Source organism: Bradyrhizobium algeriense, from assembly GCF_003062295.1.
Classification (GTDB): Bacteria; Pseudomonadota; Alphaproteobacteria; order Rhizobiales; family Xanthobacteraceae; genus Bradyrhizobium; species Bradyrhizobium algeriense.
On the sequence record NZ_PYCN01000008.1, the window covers coordinates 92,572 to 109,207 of the forward strand.

Annotated in this window: 18 protein-coding genes; 8 read left to right on the forward strand and 10 right to left on the reverse strand. The window is 64.5% G+C overall.

The features are described from left to right. Positions 1-7 precede the first annotated feature (7 nt). From C7G61_RS17695 to C7G61_RS17715, 5 genes are all read right to left on the reverse strand, one after another. Positions 8-1,126 carry a branched-chain amino acid ABC transporter substrate-binding protein gene (locus C7G61_RS17695; protein ID WP_108516507.1) on the reverse strand — a complete coding sequence of 373 codons (1,119 nt, stop codon included), beginning with the start codon at positions 1,124-1,126 and terminating at the stop codon, positions 8-10. 182 nt (positions 1,127-1,308) lie between these two features. Continuing rightward, positions 1,309-2,055, reverse strand: a complete 747-nt coding sequence (locus C7G61_RS17700; RefSeq protein WP_108516510.1) for an ABC transporter ATP-binding protein — start codon at positions 2,053-2,055, stop codon at positions 1,309-1,311. Next, entirely contained in the window at positions 2,052-2,885 is an 834-nt protein-coding gene (locus C7G61_RS17705) for an ABC transporter ATP-binding protein (RefSeq protein ID WP_108516512.1), read from the reverse strand. Before C7G61_RS17705 ends, C7G61_RS17700 begins: the two co-directional genes overlap by 4 nt. Continuing rightward, on the reverse strand, positions 2,882-4,201 hold the full coding sequence (livM, locus tag C7G61_RS17710) for a high-affinity branched-chain amino acid ABC transporter permease LivM (RefSeq protein WP_108516917.1): 1,320 nt from the start codon (positions 4,199-4,201) through the stop codon (positions 2,882-2,884). The genes C7G61_RS17705 and livM overlap by 4 nt, the downstream gene beginning before the upstream one ends. Before the next feature lie 11 nt (positions 4,202-4,212). Then, positions 4,213-5,130 carry an ABC transporter permease subunit gene (locus C7G61_RS17715; RefSeq protein ID WP_108516515.1) on the reverse strand — a complete coding sequence of 306 codons (918 nt, stop codon included), beginning with the start codon at positions 5,128-5,130 and terminating at the stop codon, positions 4,213-4,215. Between the two features lie 273 nt (positions 5,131-5,403). Between C7G61_RS17715 and C7G61_RS44685 the strand changes: the two genes are divergently transcribed. After that, entirely contained in the window at positions 5,404-5,571 is a 168-nt protein-coding gene (locus tag C7G61_RS44685; RefSeq protein ID WP_190241861.1) for a hypothetical protein, read from the forward strand. Positions 5,572-5,777: 206 nt separating this feature from the next. After that, the gene (locus C7G61_RS17720) at positions 5,778-6,284 is read left to right on the forward strand and encodes a hypothetical protein (RefSeq protein WP_108516517.1); all 507 of its coding nucleotides are present in this window, start codon (positions 5,778-5,780) and stop codon (positions 6,282-6,284) included. Here C7G61_RS17720 and C7G61_RS17725 read toward each other — a convergent pair. After that, positions 6,281-7,537, reverse strand: a complete 1,257-nt coding sequence (locus C7G61_RS17725) for an MFS transporter (protein WP_420836768.1) — start codon at positions 7,535-7,537, stop codon at positions 6,281-6,283. The genes C7G61_RS17720 and C7G61_RS17725 overlap by 4 nt on opposite strands. A 111-nt stretch (positions 7,538-7,648) precedes the next feature. Next, positions 7,649-8,530, reverse strand: coding sequence for an SDR family oxidoreductase (locus C7G61_RS17735; RefSeq protein WP_108516524.1), 882 nt, complete (start codon positions 8,528-8,530; stop codon positions 7,649-7,651). A gap of 91 nt (positions 8,531-8,621) precedes the next feature. Between C7G61_RS17735 and C7G61_RS17740 the strand changes: the two genes are divergently transcribed. After that, complete coding sequence (locus C7G61_RS17740) at positions 8,622-9,500, forward strand: helix-turn-helix transcriptional regulator (protein ID WP_108516527.1); 879 nt, start codon at positions 8,622-8,624, stop codon at positions 9,498-9,500. Here the strand turns inward: C7G61_RS17740 and C7G61_RS17745 are convergent. The 3 genes from C7G61_RS17745 to C7G61_RS17760 form a co-directional block, all read right to left on the reverse strand. Next, positions 9,480-9,872 (reverse strand): carboxymuconolactone decarboxylase family protein, encoded by a 393-nt coding sequence (locus tag C7G61_RS17745; RefSeq protein ID WP_108516529.1) that lies wholly within the window; start codon positions 9,870-9,872, stop codon positions 9,480-9,482. The genes C7G61_RS17740 and C7G61_RS17745 overlap by 21 nt on opposite strands. Positions 9,873-10,066: 194 nt before the next feature. Continuing rightward, the gene (pcaD, locus tag C7G61_RS17755) at positions 10,067-10,849 is read right to left on the reverse strand and encodes a 3-oxoadipate enol-lactonase (RefSeq protein ID WP_108516531.1); all 783 of its coding nucleotides are present in this window, start codon (positions 10,847-10,849) and stop codon (positions 10,067-10,069) included. Between the two features lie 13 nt (positions 10,850-10,862). After that, a complete protein-coding gene (locus C7G61_RS17760) occupies positions 10,863-12,218 on the reverse strand; it encodes a 3-carboxy-cis,cis-muconate cycloisomerase (protein ID WP_108516534.1) in 1,356 nt (451 codons plus the stop codon). 157 nt (positions 12,219-12,375) lie between these two features. Here C7G61_RS17760 and C7G61_RS17765 point away from each other — a divergent pair, with 157 nt between their 5' ends. The 5 genes from C7G61_RS17765 (at position 12,376) to C7G61_RS17785 (ending at position 16,631) form a co-directional block, all read left to right on the forward strand. Continuing rightward, the gene (locus tag C7G61_RS17765; protein ID WP_108516537.1) at positions 12,376-12,822 is read left to right on the forward strand and encodes an SRPBCC family protein; all 447 of its coding nucleotides are present in this window, start codon (positions 12,376-12,378) and stop codon (positions 12,820-12,822) included. A gap of 191 nt (positions 12,823-13,013) precedes the next feature. Further along, positions 13,014-13,499, forward strand: a complete 486-nt coding sequence (locus C7G61_RS17770) for a (2Fe-2S)-binding protein (RefSeq protein ID WP_108516919.1) — start codon at positions 13,014-13,016, stop codon at positions 13,497-13,499. Between the two features lie 51 nt (positions 13,500-13,550). Further along, a complete protein-coding gene (locus tag C7G61_RS17775; RefSeq protein WP_108516540.1) occupies positions 13,551-14,354 on the forward strand; it encodes an FAD binding domain-containing protein in 804 nt (267 codons plus the stop codon). A 37-nt stretch (positions 14,355-14,391) separates the two neighbouring features. Further along, a complete protein-coding gene (locus C7G61_RS17780; protein WP_108516542.1) occupies positions 14,392-15,297 on the forward strand; it encodes an AAA family ATPase in 906 nt (301 codons plus the stop codon). A gap of 77 nt (positions 15,298-15,374) precedes the next feature. Beyond that, positions 15,375-16,631: a vWA domain-containing protein gene (locus C7G61_RS17785; protein ID WP_108516921.1), complete on the forward strand. Its 1,257-nt coding sequence runs from the start codon at positions 15,375-15,377 to the stop codon at positions 16,629-16,631. The last annotated feature ends 5 nt before the right edge of the window (positions 16,632-16,636 follow it).

Consider the following 16,636-nt stretch of genomic DNA (forward strand, 5'->3'; position numbering starts at 1 on the left):
GAGGGGCCTATGACCCCTTCGGATTGATCTCGGTGTAGTTGCCCTTGGCGTCCCACTTGTAGACGACGTAGTCGATGACCTTGATGTCGCCCTTGGCGTCGAAGCCCAGCTTGCCGAGCACGGTGTCCCATTCGCCGGCCTTGATGGTCTCCATGACCTTCTTCGGATCGGTGGTCTTCGCCTTTGTCACCGCCTGCGTCCAGACCTGCATCGCGGCGTAGGTGTAGAGGGTGTAGCCTTCGGGATCGATGTTCTTGCCCTTGAACTTCTCGACGATCGCTTTCGCAGTCGCCTTGTTGCGCGGGTCGGGACCGAAGGTGAACAGCGTGCCTTCGCCGGCCGGCCCCGTGATCGAGGCGAATTCCTTGTCGTTCAGGGCGTCGCCCGCCATCAACACCGTCTTGAGGCCCTGGTCGCGCATCTGGCGCAGGATCAGGCCGGCTTCCTGATGGTAGCCGCCGACATAGACCAGATCGATATTGTCGCGCTTCAGCCGCGACACGATCGCGTTAAAGTCCTTGTCGCCCTTGTTGTAGGACTCGTACATCTTCTCGGTAAAGCCAGCCTTGTTGAGCGCCTTCTTGGTTTCGTCGGCGAGGCCTTTGCCGTAGGTGGACTTGTCGTTGAGGATGGCGACGTTCTTGCCCTTGTAGTTCTTGACGATGTAGTCGGCGGCAACCAGGCCCTGCTGGTCGTCGCGGCCGCAGACGCGCGCCACGTTCCACAGCTTGCGCTCGGTGAACAGCGGGTTGGTCGAGGCCGGCGTAATCTGCAGCACGTTGCCGTCGGCGTAAGCTTCCGACGCCGGGATCGACGACGAGGAGCAGAAGTGACCGGCAACGAACGGGATTTTGGCGCTGGCGAACTTTTCCGCCACCGAGCGCGCCTGCTTGGGATCGCAGGCATCGTCGCCGACCTGCAGCGCCAGCTTCTTGCCGAGCACGCCGCCGGCGGCGTTGATGTCGGCCACCGCCTGTTCGGCGCCGTTCTTCATCTGCCGGCCGAATGCGGATTCGCCGCCCGTCATCGGGCCCGCCACGGCGATGGAGATGTCCTGCGCCAGCGCGGTTGTCGACAGCGCCAACGATGCGCCCAATGCCAGGCCGATGAGTTTCAGTGATTTCATGAGATATCCTCGCAGGTCAGTCGATTTCAGGAAGCACCCGGCGGGCCGGGTACGAAAATCACGCCCATTGTCGGCTGATTTTACGGCGAAGTCATCGGCAATTTTCAGGCAAATCCACGGTCGGTTCGCAGCATCTTGCCGCAGCACGCGCCTGGGTAGGTGGGAGGCAGGTGGAAATGTGACTACTCCCGCCGGCCGCCCTCCAGATAGGCGGCACGGATTTCCGGGCGCTGCAGCAATTCGCTGCCGGTTCCTGACAGGGTGATCAGGCCGTTGACCATGACATAGCCGCGATGGGCCAGTTTCAGCGCATGGTTGGCGTTCTGTTCGACGATCAGAACGGTCAGGCCGTCCTGCCGGTTCAGGGTCCGGATCGCATCGAAAATCTGCCGTGCGATCAAGGGAGCCAGCCCCAGCGACGGCTCGTCCAGCATCAACAGGCGCGGCCGGCTCATCAGGGCGCGGCCGATCGCCAGCATCTGCTGCTCGCCGCCGGACAGCGTGCCGCCGCGCTGGGTCATGCGTTCCTTGAGCCGCGGGAACAGCGCGAAGACGCGTTCCAGGCCGCTCGCCCGATCGGCCTCGCTGCTATCGGTCGCGTCAGCGCCCATCTGCAGGTTTTCCGCCACGCTCATGCGCGGGAAGATGCGGCGGCCCTCGGGGGATTGGGCGATGCGCAACCGCGCGATCTCATGCGTCGGCACGTCCGTAATGTCGTGGCCGTCGAACTCGATCCTCCCTGCGCGGGCGCGGGGCCGGCCGAAGATCGTCATCATCAGGGTCGACTTGCCGGCCCCGTTGGACCCGATCAGGGCGACAATTTCGCCGGCGTTGATGTCGAGATCGACGCCCTTCAGCGCCTCGATCTTGCCGTAAGCCGCGCGCAGCGAGCGGATCGCGAGCAGGGGTATCTTCGATGGCGCGGTCACGTTCCGCTCTCCATCACGGCGATGGCTTCTTCCTCATCCGTGCCGAGATAGGCCGCGATCACCTTGGGATCGTCGCGGATATGCCGCGGCGTGCCTTCGGCGATCTTGACGCCGTGATCCATCACGACGACGTGGTCGGAGATTTCCATCACCACGCTCATGTCGTGCTCGATGAGCAGGATCGAGGTGCCTTGATCGGCGCGGATCGAGAGCAGCAGTTCGCTTAAAGCGGCGCTTTCGCGCGCGTTGAGGCCGGCCGCCGGCTCGTCGAGGCAGAGCAGCGCGGGCTGGGTGCACATCGCACGCGCGATCTCCAGACGCCGCTGGTCGCCATAGGGCAAATTGCCGGCGGCATCGTCGGCGCGGTCCAGGAGCCCGATGCGGTCGAGCCAGGTCCGCGCCAGATCGATCGCGGCCTCCTCGGCCTTGCGCCAGGACGGCACGCCGATCAGCCCGAGAAACGTCAGCCCGGAGGCGCGCATCAGCGCATTGTGCTGCGCCACCATCAGGTTCTCCAGCGCCGTCATGCCGGGAAACAGCCGGATGTTCTGGAAGGTGCGTGCGACCTTGGCCAGCTTGGAAATCCGGAAATCGTTCAGCCGTTCGAGCTGGATGGCGTGGCCATTATCATGCGCGAGCCGCATCGCGCCTGACGTTGGCTTGTAGAAGCCGGTGATGCAGTTGAAGACGGTGGTCTTGCCGGCGCCGTTCGGCCCGATCAGCGCGGTGATCTTGCGCCGCTCGGCATTGAAGGAGAGTTCGTTGACGGCGACGATGCCGCCGAAGCGCATCGACAGGCTATCGACGGACAGGATCTGGTCGCCGCTCATCCGTGTCCCTCCTTGACGAGGTCGGACGAGATCGCCTGATTGCGCTCGAGGAACACGGTCGGCGCGCGATGGCCGATCAGGCCGCGCGGCCGCCAGATCATCAACAGCACCATCGCCATGCCGAACACCAGCATGCGATACTGGTCGAGCCCTCGAAACAGCTCGAAGCCGCCGATCATGGCAAGTGCTGCGAGCGCGACGCCGAGTTGCGAGCCCATGCCGCCCAGCACCACGATCGCCAGCACCAGCGCCGATTCATGGAAGGTGAAGGATTCCGGGCTGATGAAACCTTGTCTGGTCGCGAAGAACGCGCCGGCGAAACCGCCGAACATTGCGCCTGTCGCAAACGCGGTCAGCTTGGTCGTGGTGGTGTTGATGCCGAGCGCGCGGCAGGCGACTTCGTCCTCGCGCAGTGCCTCCCAGGCGCGTCCAATCGGCAGCCGCCGCAGCCGGATCGTGACCCAGTTGGTGAGCAGCGCCAGCGCCAGGATCAAATAGAACAGGAACACGATGCGGTGCGTCGGCGAAAATTCGATGCCGAGCCTGGCCGCAAGCCCGTCGTCGCCGGGCGTGAGCGGGATGCCGAACAGGGTGGGGCGGGGAATGCCGGTGACGCCGTTCGGCCCGCCGGTCAGGCTCTGCCAGTTGATGATGACGAGGCGGATGATCTCGCCGAAGGCCAGCGTGACGATAGCGAGATAATCGCCGCGCAGCCGCAGCACGGGAAAGCCGAGCAACACGCCCCAGAAGGCAGCGAGGATGCCGGCGAGCGGCAGGCATACCCAGAACGACAATCCGAAATTGGTCGCCAGCAGCGCATAGGAATAGGCGCCGACGGCGTAGAACGCGACATAGCCGAGATCGAGCAGGCCGGCGAGGCCGACCACCACGTTGAGCCCCCATCCGAGCATCACGTAAGTGAGCACGAGGATGGCGAGGTCGAGAATGTAGCGCTCGTCGTAGAACAGGACCGGCACCAGAAACGTGAACACCAGCAGCACCGGCGCGACCATGCGTCCGGCGAATGAAAGCGCTGACTTCACTGAAGCGGGGACAACCCTGACGGTCTCGACCGGTCCCCACCATTGCCGCAGCAGCTCGACGAGGATGCTGCCGCCGAACACGGCCGCGACCATGGCGGCGAGGTCGCCGAAGCGCGTCCAGTAGGTCAGTTGTCCGTCTGATCCCGCTTCGGTGCGTACGCCGATCATCAGCGAAAACAGCACCAGCGCGACCAGCGCACTGATCAGCGCTTTCTTGAAGATGAAGGCGGCGCCAGGTGCGCGCGAGGTTTGGGCGGCGGGGGGTGCGCTCACGCGGCGGCCCGTCAAACTTTTTCGACTTCGGGCCGGCCGAGCAGGCCGGTCGGAAGGAAGACCAGAACCACGATCAGGATCGAGAACGCGGCGACGTCCTTGTATTCGACCGAGAAATAGGCCGACCACAGCGTCTCGATCAGCCCGATCAGAAGCCCGCCCAGCATCGCGCCGGGCAATGAGCCGATGCCGCCGAGGACCGCGGCGGTGAACGCCTTGATGCCGGCGACAAAGCCCATGAAGAAATCGACCAGCCCGTAATAGAGCAGGTACATCATGCCGGCGACGGCGGCGAGCGCGGCCCCGATCACGAAGGTCATGGAGATGGTGCGGTCGACGTCGACGCCGAGCAGCGAGGCCATGGTCTGGTCCTGCTCGCAGGCGCGCATGTCGCGCCCGAGCCGGGTGCGCGATACCAGCCAGGTGAACAGCGCCAGCAGCACCACGGTGGTGATGACGACGATGATCTGGACGTTGGAAAGCTGCACCACGAAGCCTTCGGCGCCCTCGTGCAGGGTATAGCCGCCCGTGATGATCGGCGGCACCGGTTTGACGCGCGCGCCCTGCGCCACCTGGGAATAATTGGTCAGCACGAATGACATACCGATTGCGGAGAGCATCGGCGCCAGGCGGAACGAGTGCCGCAGCGGCCGGTAGGCGATGCGTTCCACCGTCCAGCCATAAAGCGCCGTGATCGCCATCGACACCAGCAGTACCACCAGCAGGATCAGGGGGATGGCGGTCAGGCCGAACGAGACCAGGATCAGGAAGGTGATCAGGGCGATGAAGCCGCCGATCATGAAAATATCGCCATGGGCGAAATTGATCATGCCGACGATGCCGTAGACCATGGTGTAGCCGATGGCGATCAGGCCGTAGATCGAGCCGAGCACGAGGCCGTTGATCAGTTGCTGGGCGAAATAATCCATGCGCTGCCGTAGTTAGAGCCGCGACGCGGCGAGAGCTCCGGCAGCCCGATGCGACGCGTCGTGTCGTTTTCTAACAGGTGGGAACCGGGGGCGGCAACAGCGCCGGCTGCGGCTTATTTGGCTTGTACAGAGCTAGTTTTTCAGCACGGGTTCCCGCTTCACAGTGCTGCCACGCCTTTGCCGCGCAATGATCGCAGCGGAACCGGCGTTCCCTTGCAACGAATGTCATGCCTTTCCGTTCACCCGGCTATGGTCAACAACGGAGATCCCCCAATGACCAATCAGAACAACCCGGGTCAGCAGAACCAGAACCCGGGTCAGAAGCCCGGTCAGCAGCAGCAGGGTGGCGGCCAGAAGCCGGGCCAGCAGCAGCAGGATCCGGGCCGTGAGAAGCCGAATCCCAACCGTCAGGGGAAGCAGATGCCTGATCAGGACAGCTAGCCGGACGGGTGAGTGAGTGAAGAAGGCCCTGCCGAAAGGCGGGGCTTTTCTTTTGTGGCGCTCGGCCCGCCACCGTCATGGCCGAACTCGTGTGATGAACCCTCGGGTCAAGACGGGGGCAAATGGTAAACAAATGGTTTAAATTGCCGCCCGGATTTTGCGGGCGTTAGGTCGCCGTCGCCCCGTTGGGGGCTGGGGGAGGCGGCATGATCGGATACTGGCGGATCAGCACATTCAACGGCGCGCTGCTGGCGGCCTATTTCATTCCGGCGTGGACCATCACAGCCTTCAAGATCGTCGTGTCGCCGATCCACGGTCTCTATGAGCGGCCGAACATTTCGCTGGCGCTGTTCGTCAGCGACCACCTGCAGCTCAGTGGATTGGCCACCGTTCGCGTCGCCTGGCTGCTGGCGCTCGGCCGGATGACCGTGGTGGCGTTCCTTGCGGCCTTTCTGGTTTTCATCACCCGCGCGTCGGCCCGCCGGAGCGGCGGCTGCGAGGAAGCGCTCGGCATGGCACTGTTGATCGGTAGCGTAATGAGTTTTGCCGGCGTGCTGATGGCCTCGCAGGCCGGCGAGACTTCAGCGCTTCGGCTGCATGCGGCCGAGCTCATGATGATGCTCGGCACGGTCATTGTCATGCTGATCGAGCGGCCCGCGCCGCCGCAGCAGGCCGGCGCTGCGCCCACCGGGCTATCCCTTCAGCGAAGCTAGTTCGGCGGCGAGCCGCTCTTTGCAGCGCGGCGATACAGGACGAACAGAGACGCCAACAGCACGACAGCCGACAGGCCGAGCGACCAGTGAATGCCGATCGCTGCGCCGGCGAGGCCCACGGTGATGCCGCTGAAGGCCCGCATGCCGAGGCCGGCCATGTTGAACAGGCCGACAACGCGGCCGCGGATGTCGGCGGGGGCATTTATCTGCACCAGCGCCTGCGCCATCGTGTTGAACGACAGCTCGAAGAAACCGGCGGCGAACAGCAGCGCGATCGCCAGCGTATAGATTCCAACGGACGCGAACGCGAGCAGGGACAGGCTCCACAGAATGGCGAGCACGATGGCTATCCGGGGATCAGGCTTCAGCCGTCCCCACGCTTCGAGGCCGATGCCCGCGAGCAGCGCGCCGGCCGCGTCGGCGGCCAGCAGCACGCTGTAGGACACGCCGGGGTCGCCATGCCCGAGGTCGCCGGCAAAGCCCGGCATCTGGGCGTGGTAGGCGTTGCCGATCATGAAGGAGGTCAGCCCGGCGAGCAGCGTCATCGAGGTCAGGACACGCTGCGTGCCGATGTCGCGGATGGTCTGCACGATGTCGGCAAGGCCGCGGACGGGGATGCGTCGGGGGGCGGCGTCCTTGGCTCTCGTGGGCGCCCAGAACAGCCAGAGCAGCATCGGCAGATAGAACAGCGTGTTGAAAATGATGCCGTGGGATGGGCCGAGCGCCAGCATGATGACGCCGCCCACGGCCGGACCGACCAGGATGCCAAGATAGCGCGCCGTCGCGTTCAGCCGCACCGCGCTCGGCAGATTGGCCGGGCCCACGATGTCGTAGAGCAGCAACTGGTTCGGCGTCTGCCACAGCACGCCGGCGCAGCCATGGATGACCAGCAGCAGCATCGCGTGCCACATCTCAAGCGTGTCGGTGATGAAGAAAAATCCCCATCCCGCCGAGGCCACGATGAACAGCAGCATCCCGCACTGGATGATACGGCGCGGATCGAACCGGTCCGCCAGCGAGCCTACGGCGACCGAAAACAGCAGGAATGGAAGCCAGTGCGACAGCACCGCGAAGCCGGCCAGCGCAGGCGAGTGGAATTTCTGAAAGACCACCCAATAGCTGATCACGTGCTCGATATTGTCGGCCATCATGGCCAGCACATAGGCGATGAACTGGGCGCGATAGGGCGCGGACTTCATGGCCGCGAACGAGCCGGAAGCCGCCACGGGTTTCGTCGAAGGTTCGGAGTTCAAGATATCACCTGGGCAGGACTTCACCGGCTCGGCGCTGCAATGCTGCCGGGCCGGCATTTTGCTCGCGCCGATACACGCTCGTGCTTCGGCGCTCAAGACACTTGGGCGTGCTCAGGCGAAATAGTTGTCCTGATCGAGATCGGCGATGAGCCCCGGCTGCTCCGGCTTCCATCCCAGCGCCGATCTGGTCCGCGCGCTCGAGGCCGGCATGTCCATCGCGGCGAATCTCGCGATCCAGCCGAAATGCGCAGGTGCCTCGTCACGCGTTTTGGAAATGACGGGCACGCCGAGCCTGCGGCCGATCACTTCAGCGATCTTTTTGAACGGCACGCCTTCGTCGGCGACCGCGTGATAGGGGCCGCCCTCGACGCCCTGTTCGAGCGCAAGCCGATAGAGGCGGGCGGCATCGCGCCGATGCACGCCAGGCCAGCGGTTCGCTCCATCACCGACATAGGCCGCGACGCCTTTCTCGCGTGCGATATCGATCAGGCGCGGGACGAAACCGTGGTCGCCGTCGCCATGGGTCGATGCCGCCAGGCGCACCGCTGATACGCGCACGCCGCGCGCCGCGATGGTAGCGGCCGCCGCCTCGGAGGCGCGCGGAGAATCGGGAGCGGGCATGTCGGCCTCGGTCGCGATCCGGCCCGGAGCCAGCGACCCAAACCCTGATGTCACCAGCATGGGCCGCCCGGATCCCTCCAGCACCGCGCCCATCGCTTCGATGGCACGCCGGTCTTCCGCGCAGTTCTCCAGAAATCTCGAGAAGTCATGGTTGAAGGCGGTGTGGATGACAGCGTCCGCCTTGCGCGCGCCGTCGCGGAGGCTTTCCAGATCTTCGAGCGAGCCGCGATGGATCTCGGCGCCCATGGCCGCGAGCGACGCGGCACTCGCATCGGAGCGGGTGAGACCAAGTACCTGATGGCCCGACGTGACGAGTTCGCGGACGATGGCGGAGCCGACAAAGCCGGTCGCGCCGGTAACGAAGATGCGCATGCGAAAGTCTCCAAGGATGTTGGAGACTGATATCGCCCGCGCTGTCATCATGTTAAAGTAGTGATGTTATCGTGGTATAGTCGCTAACAGGATCAACGTGCCGGTCGAAACCAACAATCCGCTGGGGACCTATCTCAGGGATCGCCGCGCTCGGCTTGATCCGGCTGCCTTCGGTTTTGCGGTGGGGCGCAGGCGGACGCCGGGATTGCGGCGGGAGGAAGTCGCCCAGCGCGCCAACATCAGCCCGACCTGGTACACATGGCTGGAGCAGGGGCGCGGCGGCGCTCCCTCGGCGGACGTGTTGAACCGGATCGCTGCGGCGCTGATGCTGACCGACGTCGAGCGCGAACATGTCTTCCTGCTCGGGCTCGGCCGTCCACCCGAGGTCCGCTACAGGGCCGCCGCGGGCGTCACGCCCCGTTTGCAACGGCTGCTCGATGCGCTTGACGTCAGTCCGGCCCTGATCAAGACCGCCACCTGGGATGTCGTCGCATGGAATCGCGCTGCCGCAGCGGTGCTGACCGACTATGGCGCGCTCCCTCCGGGCCAGCGCAACATCCTTCGCCTCATCTTCTGCGATCCCCGCGTCCGGGCCGCGCAATATGATTGGGAAAGCGTCGCCCGCTTCGTGGTCGGAGCATTCAGGGCAGATGCGGCGCGCGCCGGCGCCGTGTCCGAAGTCGGCGAGCTCGTGGACGAGCTTTGCAAGCGCAGCCCCGAATTCGCAGCGCTATGGCGTGACAACAACGTTCATGTTCACGGCGAGGGCGTCAAACGCCTTCGGCATCCGATCCTCGGGCAGATCACGATGGAGTATTCCGCGTTTGGTGTGGATGGCCGGCCGGACCTCGGCATGATCGTCTATAACCCCGCCACGAGTTCAGACGCCGATCGCATCAGATCGCTCGTGACATCGCTGCCGGTGCTGTCGGAGCGGGCGCCTTCCCAGCTAACCCTTCAGCAAACCTAATTCCGCGATGATCGCGTTCGCTTCCTTGACCGCGTGGTTGGCCGCCGGCACGCCGCAATAGATAGCCTGCTGCAGCAGGATTTCCTTGATGTCGTCGGGCGTGAAGCCGCCCTCAGTGAGTGCTGCGCGCACATGCAGGCGGAATTCGTCCCACTGTCCCAGTGCGACCATGGTGCCGATCACGAGCACGCGGCGGGTGCGGTGGTCGAAATGCGGCCGGGTCCAGATGTCGCCCCAGGCGTAGCAGGTGATCAGGTCCTGGAAGTCGGTATTGAACGCGTTGCGGTTCTTGATCGACTTGTCGACCCATTCATCGCCGAGAACTTTTCGGCGCTGGGCCATGCCGTCGTCGCGGCGTTGATTGTCGTCCATCAGTGGTCTCCTCCATCGTCGTCATTCCGGGGCGATGCGAAGCATCGAACTACGGTGCGCAATTGCGCACCTGAGAATCTCGAGATTCCGGGTCTGGTGCTGGCGCACCATCCCGGAATGACAGCGTCTCCGTTGTCGCTTCGCTCCCTTGCGCAAACGCTTCGCGTTTGTCGCAGGCAATGACGTCGTTCGAGTCAGCGTTGCGTCAGAAAGCCGATCACCGCATCGGTGAAGGCGTGCGGCTGCTCGACGTTGGAAATATGCGCCGCATCGAGGATGGTCATGCTCGCGCCCGGAATTCGGCTGCGCATGAATTCGGCGTCCGCGATCGTCGTCGACATGTCGTGGCGCCCGGCGATGATCAGCGTCGGGCTTTTGATTTTCGGCAGCAGCTCGCGCTGGTCGAGCGTCGACAGCGCCTCGCAGCAGGCGATGTAGCCCTCGACCGGCGTGGTCAGCATCATCGCCTTCATGTTGGCCGCGATCTGCGGCTCGCGCTCGCGAAAATCCGCCGTCAGCCAGCCCGCCATCACGGCGTCGGCGACCGCGGCGATGCCGCCTTCCTTTACCGCCTTGATGCGGTCGTGCCAGCGTGTCGGGTCCGGGTAGTGGCAGGTGGTGTTGGCCAGCACGATCTTGCCGAATCTGTCTGATGCGTTAGCCCCCAGCCATTGCCCGACCATGCCGCCCATCGACAGGCCGCACCAATGCGTTCTCGCGATGTTGAGGTCGTCGAGGATCGCCAGCACGTCGCGGCCGAAACGTTCCAATGAATAGGGCCCGGGTGGTACGTTCGATTTGCCATGGCCGCGCCGGTCATAGCGGATGACGCGGAACACCTGCGTCAGCGCCTTCATCTGCGGCTCCCACATCTGCATCGTTGAGCCCAGCGAATTCGACAGCATCAGCGTCGGTCCGCCGTCGCGGCCTTCGACGGATACGTTGAGCAGGCACCCGTCGGCGTCGATCATCGGCATAGGGATTCTCCGGTCACTTGTCGTCCAGCGAAGCGAGCAGGCGGTCGATCAGGGCCTGCGAGGCGCCCTGATAGGCCATCGGCTCGAACAGTGTTGCGATTTTTTCGGCGCCGAGCTGCGCTGCAACTTTCAGGTCGTTCGTCAAGACATCGCGCAGATGCTTCTTGTCCGCGACCGCCTTCTTGCTCGCCGCTTCGATCAGATGATGCGCGTCGCTCTTGCCGATCTTTTCGGCCAGCGCCATTGTCACCGCTTCGGCCATGATCAGTCCGTCCGTCGTGTCGAGATTGCTGCGCATGCGCGCGGCGTCGACTTCCAGCCCCTCGGCGATATCCACAATGGCCGCCAGCCCGCCCGAGGTGACCAGCATCAGCGTCGGCAGCGTCGGCCATTCGGCGTGCCAGGGGCCGGCGCTACGCTCGTGGTCCTGCACCTGCGCCGCAAAAATCGTCGCCGCGAGACCGGGCGCCATGGTGGCTGCGGCAAGCGCACTGGCGGCCGCCACCGGATTGCGCTTGTGCGGCATGGTGGAGGAGCCGCCGCGGCCTTCGCCCGAGGGCTCGAACGCTTCGCCGACATCGGTCTGCATCATCAGCGAAACGTCGCGAGCGATCTTGCCGCAAGTGCCGGCGATGATGGCGAGCACGGAGGCCGCTTCCGCGATGCGGTCGCGGTGGGTGTGCCAGGGCGCATCCGGCAGCGGGAGCTTGAGCTCCGCTGCCAGTCCTTCTGCGACCTTTAGTCCGTTGTCGCCCAGCGCCGCGAGCGTGCCGGCCGCGCCGCCGAATTGCAGCGCCAGCGTCTCGCTGCGCAAGCGCTGCAGCCGCAGCTTCGAGCGGTGCAGCGCCGCGGCATATTCGGCGAGCTTCAGCCCGAACGGCATCGGCAGCGCATGCTGCAGCCAGGTGCGGGCGACTACCGGGGTATGGCGGTGTCGACGCGCCAATCCGGCAAAGCCTGCGATCGCGCGGCTGATGTCGGCGAGCAGCGCGTCGATGCCGGCGCGAAGGCCGAGCATGGCGCCGGTATCGATGACGTCCTGACTGGTCGCGCCCCAATGGACATAACGCGCCGCCTCGGCATCCACCTTGGCGACATTGGCCGTCAGCGCCTTGACCAGCGGGATGGCGAGGTTACCGGAGCGGGTGGCGGCGTCGGCCAGCGCGACGAGGTCGAATGATTCGGCCCTGCACGCATTCGTGATCGGTCCCGCCGCGCTTGCCGGAATGACCCCCAGCGCGGCTTCAGCGCGCGCCAGCGCAGCCTCGAAATCCAGCATGTTTTGCAAGGCCGCCACATCGTCGCAGATCGCGCGCATGGCGGCGCTCGACAGCATCGGGGCAAGCAATGGGGAGACTGCGGTGCTCATCTGCTCGCGACCTAACCATCCCGGCCTGTCGCTGCCAATGCCCTTATCGGTTTGGCTCTGCTGCACTTGCGAATATGCATCGCTTATCGCCCTTCCTTTTGGCCCGGGCGTGCTTTACTTGGGGATATCAGGCTGAAGCGATCCAGGAGGCACTCCCATGGCCATGACGATGAACGGCGAAGTCCAGCTTGCGGCGTCGCGCGAGGCCGTGTGGGCCAAGCTGAACGATCCGGAAGTGCTGAAGGTCTGCATCCCCGGCTGCGAGGAGCTGGAAAAGACCGAGGACAACGGCTTCCGCGCCACCGCCAAGATGAAGGTCGGGCCGGTCTCCGCCCGCTTCAAGGGCAAGGTCAATTTGAGCGATCTCGATCCGCCCAATGGCTACAAGATCTCGGGCGAAGGCGAGGGCGGCGTCGCCGGCTTTGCCAAGGGGGGCGCCACTGTGGCGCTCGCCGAAAAGGATGGTGGTACCCTGCTGAGCTATACGGTCGAGGCCCAGATCGGCGGCAAGCTCGCCCAGCTCGGCCAGCGCCTGATCAACGGCGCGGCCAAGAAACTGGCCGACGAGTTCTTCGCCAATTTCGCCAAGGCCGTGCAAGGATGATCAAGGCTGACCAAGGCTGATTCTGCGTGGGCCGAACCCGGTCGAGCAGGCGTCAAGTCACTCAGGCCATGCCCCAGGCGAGGGGCTCCTGAGGTTGCTCATTACCGGGATGGCCCATATTATGGGCCTTGAAATGACTATAAACGCCTGCTTTGCCGGCATATCCGGCGGTGCAGCTCAAGAGAGTGGTGATGGCCAAGATTTCCCTGATCGTGAACGGTAACCCCGTAAACGCCAATATCGATCCCCGTACCCTCCTGGTCCAGTTGCTGCGGGAAAATCTGCGGCTGACGGGCACCCATGTCGGCTGCGACACCTCGCAATGCGGCGCCTGCGTCGTGCATCTCGACGGCAAGGCGGTGAAGTCCTGCACCACGCTCGCTGTCATGGCCGACGGCCACGAGGTCCGCACCATCGAGGGCCTGGCCGCCGACGGCGCGCCGCTGCATCCGATGCAGGAAGCTTTTCGCGAGCATCATGGCCTGCAATGCGGCTTCTGCACCCCCGGCATGATCATGACGGCGGTCGATCTGGTGCATCGCAAGGGCCACGATCTTTCGGACCACGTCATTCGCGAGGAGCTCGAAGGCAATCTGTGCCGCTGCACCGGCTACCAGAACATCGTTGCCTCGATCGCCGCCGGCGCCAAGGCGATGGCCAAATCTGATCTTGCTTGAGGCCGATCTCGCTTAATTGATTTCATCGCGACCGCGATCAGGAAGTTCTCAATGTACGAATTCAAATATCATCGTCCGGCGACCGTGCGGCAGGCCGCCAATCTGCTGGTGAAGAACGAAGACGCCAAGGTGATCGCCGGCGGCCATACGCTGGTGCCGGTCATGAAGCAGCGCCTCGCCAGCCCGCCGCACCTGGTCGACCTCTCCCATATCGAAGGGCTCGACGCCATCGAGATGAAGGGCCGTTCGCTGGTGATCGGCGCGACCGCGAGGCATGCCGAAGTCGCGACCTCGTCGATCGTCGCCGAAGCCATCCCGGCGCTGGCCGAACTCGCTGGCGGAATCGGCGATCCCGCGGTGCGCCACAAGGGCACCATCGGTGGCTCGCTCGCCAACAACGACCCGACCGCGGATTATCCTGCAGCGGTGCTCGCGCTCGGCGCCACTATCGTCACCAACAAGCGCCGCCTCAAGGCGGAAGAGTTCTTCCAGGGGCTGTTCACGACGGCGCTCGAGAGCGACGAGATCATCACCAAGGTGATGTTCCCGCTGGCGAAGAAGGCGGCCTACGTCAAATTCCGCAACCAGGCTTCGCGTTACGCGCTGGTCGGCGTGTTCGTCGCCAAGCGGCCGTCGGATGTGCGCGTCGCCGTCACCGGCGCGGGCTCGGACGGCGTGTTCCGCGCCACCCAGTTTGAAGAGGCGCTGAAGAAGCGTTTTTCGCACAAGGTGCTCGACGGCATCTCGGTGTCGTCGGAAGGGCTGAACAGCGATCTGCACGGCAGCGCCGAATATCGCGCGCACCTGATCGGCGTCTTGACGCGCCGCGCCGTCGAAGCCGCGACGGCGAAGTAAGTTTGCCGATTACCGGCGTATCGAGATTGGTTTTCCCATGAGTGCATCGGCGCTGCCCAAATCCGTCGATGGCATGCTCGAGCTGTTGACCTCGCGCGGCTATCTGGCCGAGCGGTCGCTGGCGACGGTGGCCTATCTGTCGCTGCGCATGGGCCGGCCGCTGTTTCTCGAAGGCGAGGCCGGCGTCGGCAAGACCGAAATCGCAAAGGTTTTGTCCGCCGCGCTCGGGCGAAAACTGATCCGCCTGCAATGCTACGAGGGGCTCGACGTCGCCTCCGCCGTCTACGAGTGGAGCAGCGCGGCGCAGATGATCGCGATCCGGCTGGCGGAAGCCGCCGGCGACACCGACCGCGAGCAATTGTCCTCGGATATTTTCGCCGAGCGCTTTCTGATCAAGCGTCCGCTGTTGCAGGCGCTGGAGCCTGACGTCGCCGGCGCGCCGGTGCTTTTGATCGACGAACTCGACCGTGCCGACGAGGCGTTCGAGGCGTATCTTCTGGAGATCCTCAGCGACTTCCAGGTCACGATCCCCGAATTCGGCACCATCAAGGCGCCGCATCCGCCGATCGTCATCATTACTTCCAACCGCACCCGCGAGATCCATGACGCGCTGAAGCGCCGCTGTCTCTATCACTGGGTCGACTATCCCGAGGCCGAGCGCGAGCTTGCGATCGTCAAGTCGCGCGTGCCTGATATTTCCGCAAAGCTGTCGCAGCAGGTCGTCCGTTTCGTGCAGGCGCTGCGCGACCAGGATTTCTACAAGTCGCCGGGGGTGGCCGAGACCATCGACTGGGCCACCGCGCTGACCGAACTCGACGCCCGCTCGCTGACGCCGCAAATGGTCGGCGATACGCTGGGCGCGCTGTTGAAATACCAGGACGACATCGCGCGCATGCAGGGCGACACGCTGCAAAAGGTTTTGAAGGAAGCGACGAGCGATTAGGTCGTCATTCCGGGGCACGCGAAGCGTGAACTATGGTGCGCAATTGCGCACCTGAGAATCTCGAGATTCCGGGTTCGATGCTGACGCATCGCCCCGGAATGACGAGAGAGTGGAAGCCGGGTTCGACCATGACCACCATCGATCACCTCAATCCGCCGACCGGCCACATGGCCGACAATGTCGTCGGCTTCGCCCGCGCGCTGCGCGCGGCAGGGATTCCCGTCGGCCCCGGCGCCGTTATCGACGCGCTCAATGCGCTGCAGGCGATCGAGATCGGCCACCGCGCCGATGTCTACGCCACGCTGGAGGCGATCTTCGTCAAGCGGCATGAGCATATGCTGATCTTTGCCCAGGCGTTCGACCTGTTCTTCCGCGCCGCCGAAGACTGGAAGCACATGCTGGATTCGGTGCCATTGCCCGATCACGCCAAAAAGAAGCCACCGCCGGCCTCGCGCCGCGTGCAGGAGGCGCTGGCGCAGCCGTCGATGCGCGACGAGGCCGAGCAGGTGCAGGAGCAGGAGCTGCGGCTGTCGGTCTCCGACAAGGAGATCCTGCAGAAGAAGGATTTTGCGCAGATGAGCGCGGCGGAGATCGCCGAGGTCACCCGCGCCATCGCCAATATGAAGCTGCCGCAGGCCGAGTTGCGCACCCGCCGCTACCAGCCGGACGCCAAGGGCCTCAAGCTCGACATGCGGCGAACCCTGCGCAGCAGTCTGCGCACCGGCGGCGAGATCATCGACATCAGAAAGCTCGGCCTGATCGAGAAGCCGGCGCCGATCGTGGCGCTGCTCGATATATCAGGGTCGATGAGCGAATATACCCGGCTGTTCCTGCACTTCCTCCATGCCATCACCGACGCCCGCAAGCGCGTCTCCGTGTTCCTGTTCGGCACAAGGCTGACCAATGTGACGCGCTCGCTGCGGGCGCGCGATCCGGATGACGCGCTGGCGAGCTGTTCGTCCTCGGTGGAGGACTGGGCCGGCGGCACAAGGATCGCCACCTCGCTGCACAGCTTCAACAAATTGTGGGGCCGGCGGGTGCTCGGCCAGGGCGCCATCGTGCTCTTGATATCAGACGGGCTGGAGCGCGAGGCCGACGCCAAGCTCGCGTTCGAGATGGACCGGCTGCATAGGTCCTGCCGCCGCCTGATCTGGCTCAACCCGCTGCTGCGTTACAGCGCCTTCGAGGCCAAGGCCCAGGGCATCAAAATGATGCTGCCGCACGTTGACGAATTCCGCCCGGTGCATAACTTGACCTCCATGGAAGGGCTGATCGCGGCGCTTTCGGCGCCGCCCCCGCCGCACCACATGAGCCGCATCCGTTCAGCAGCTTGAAAGGG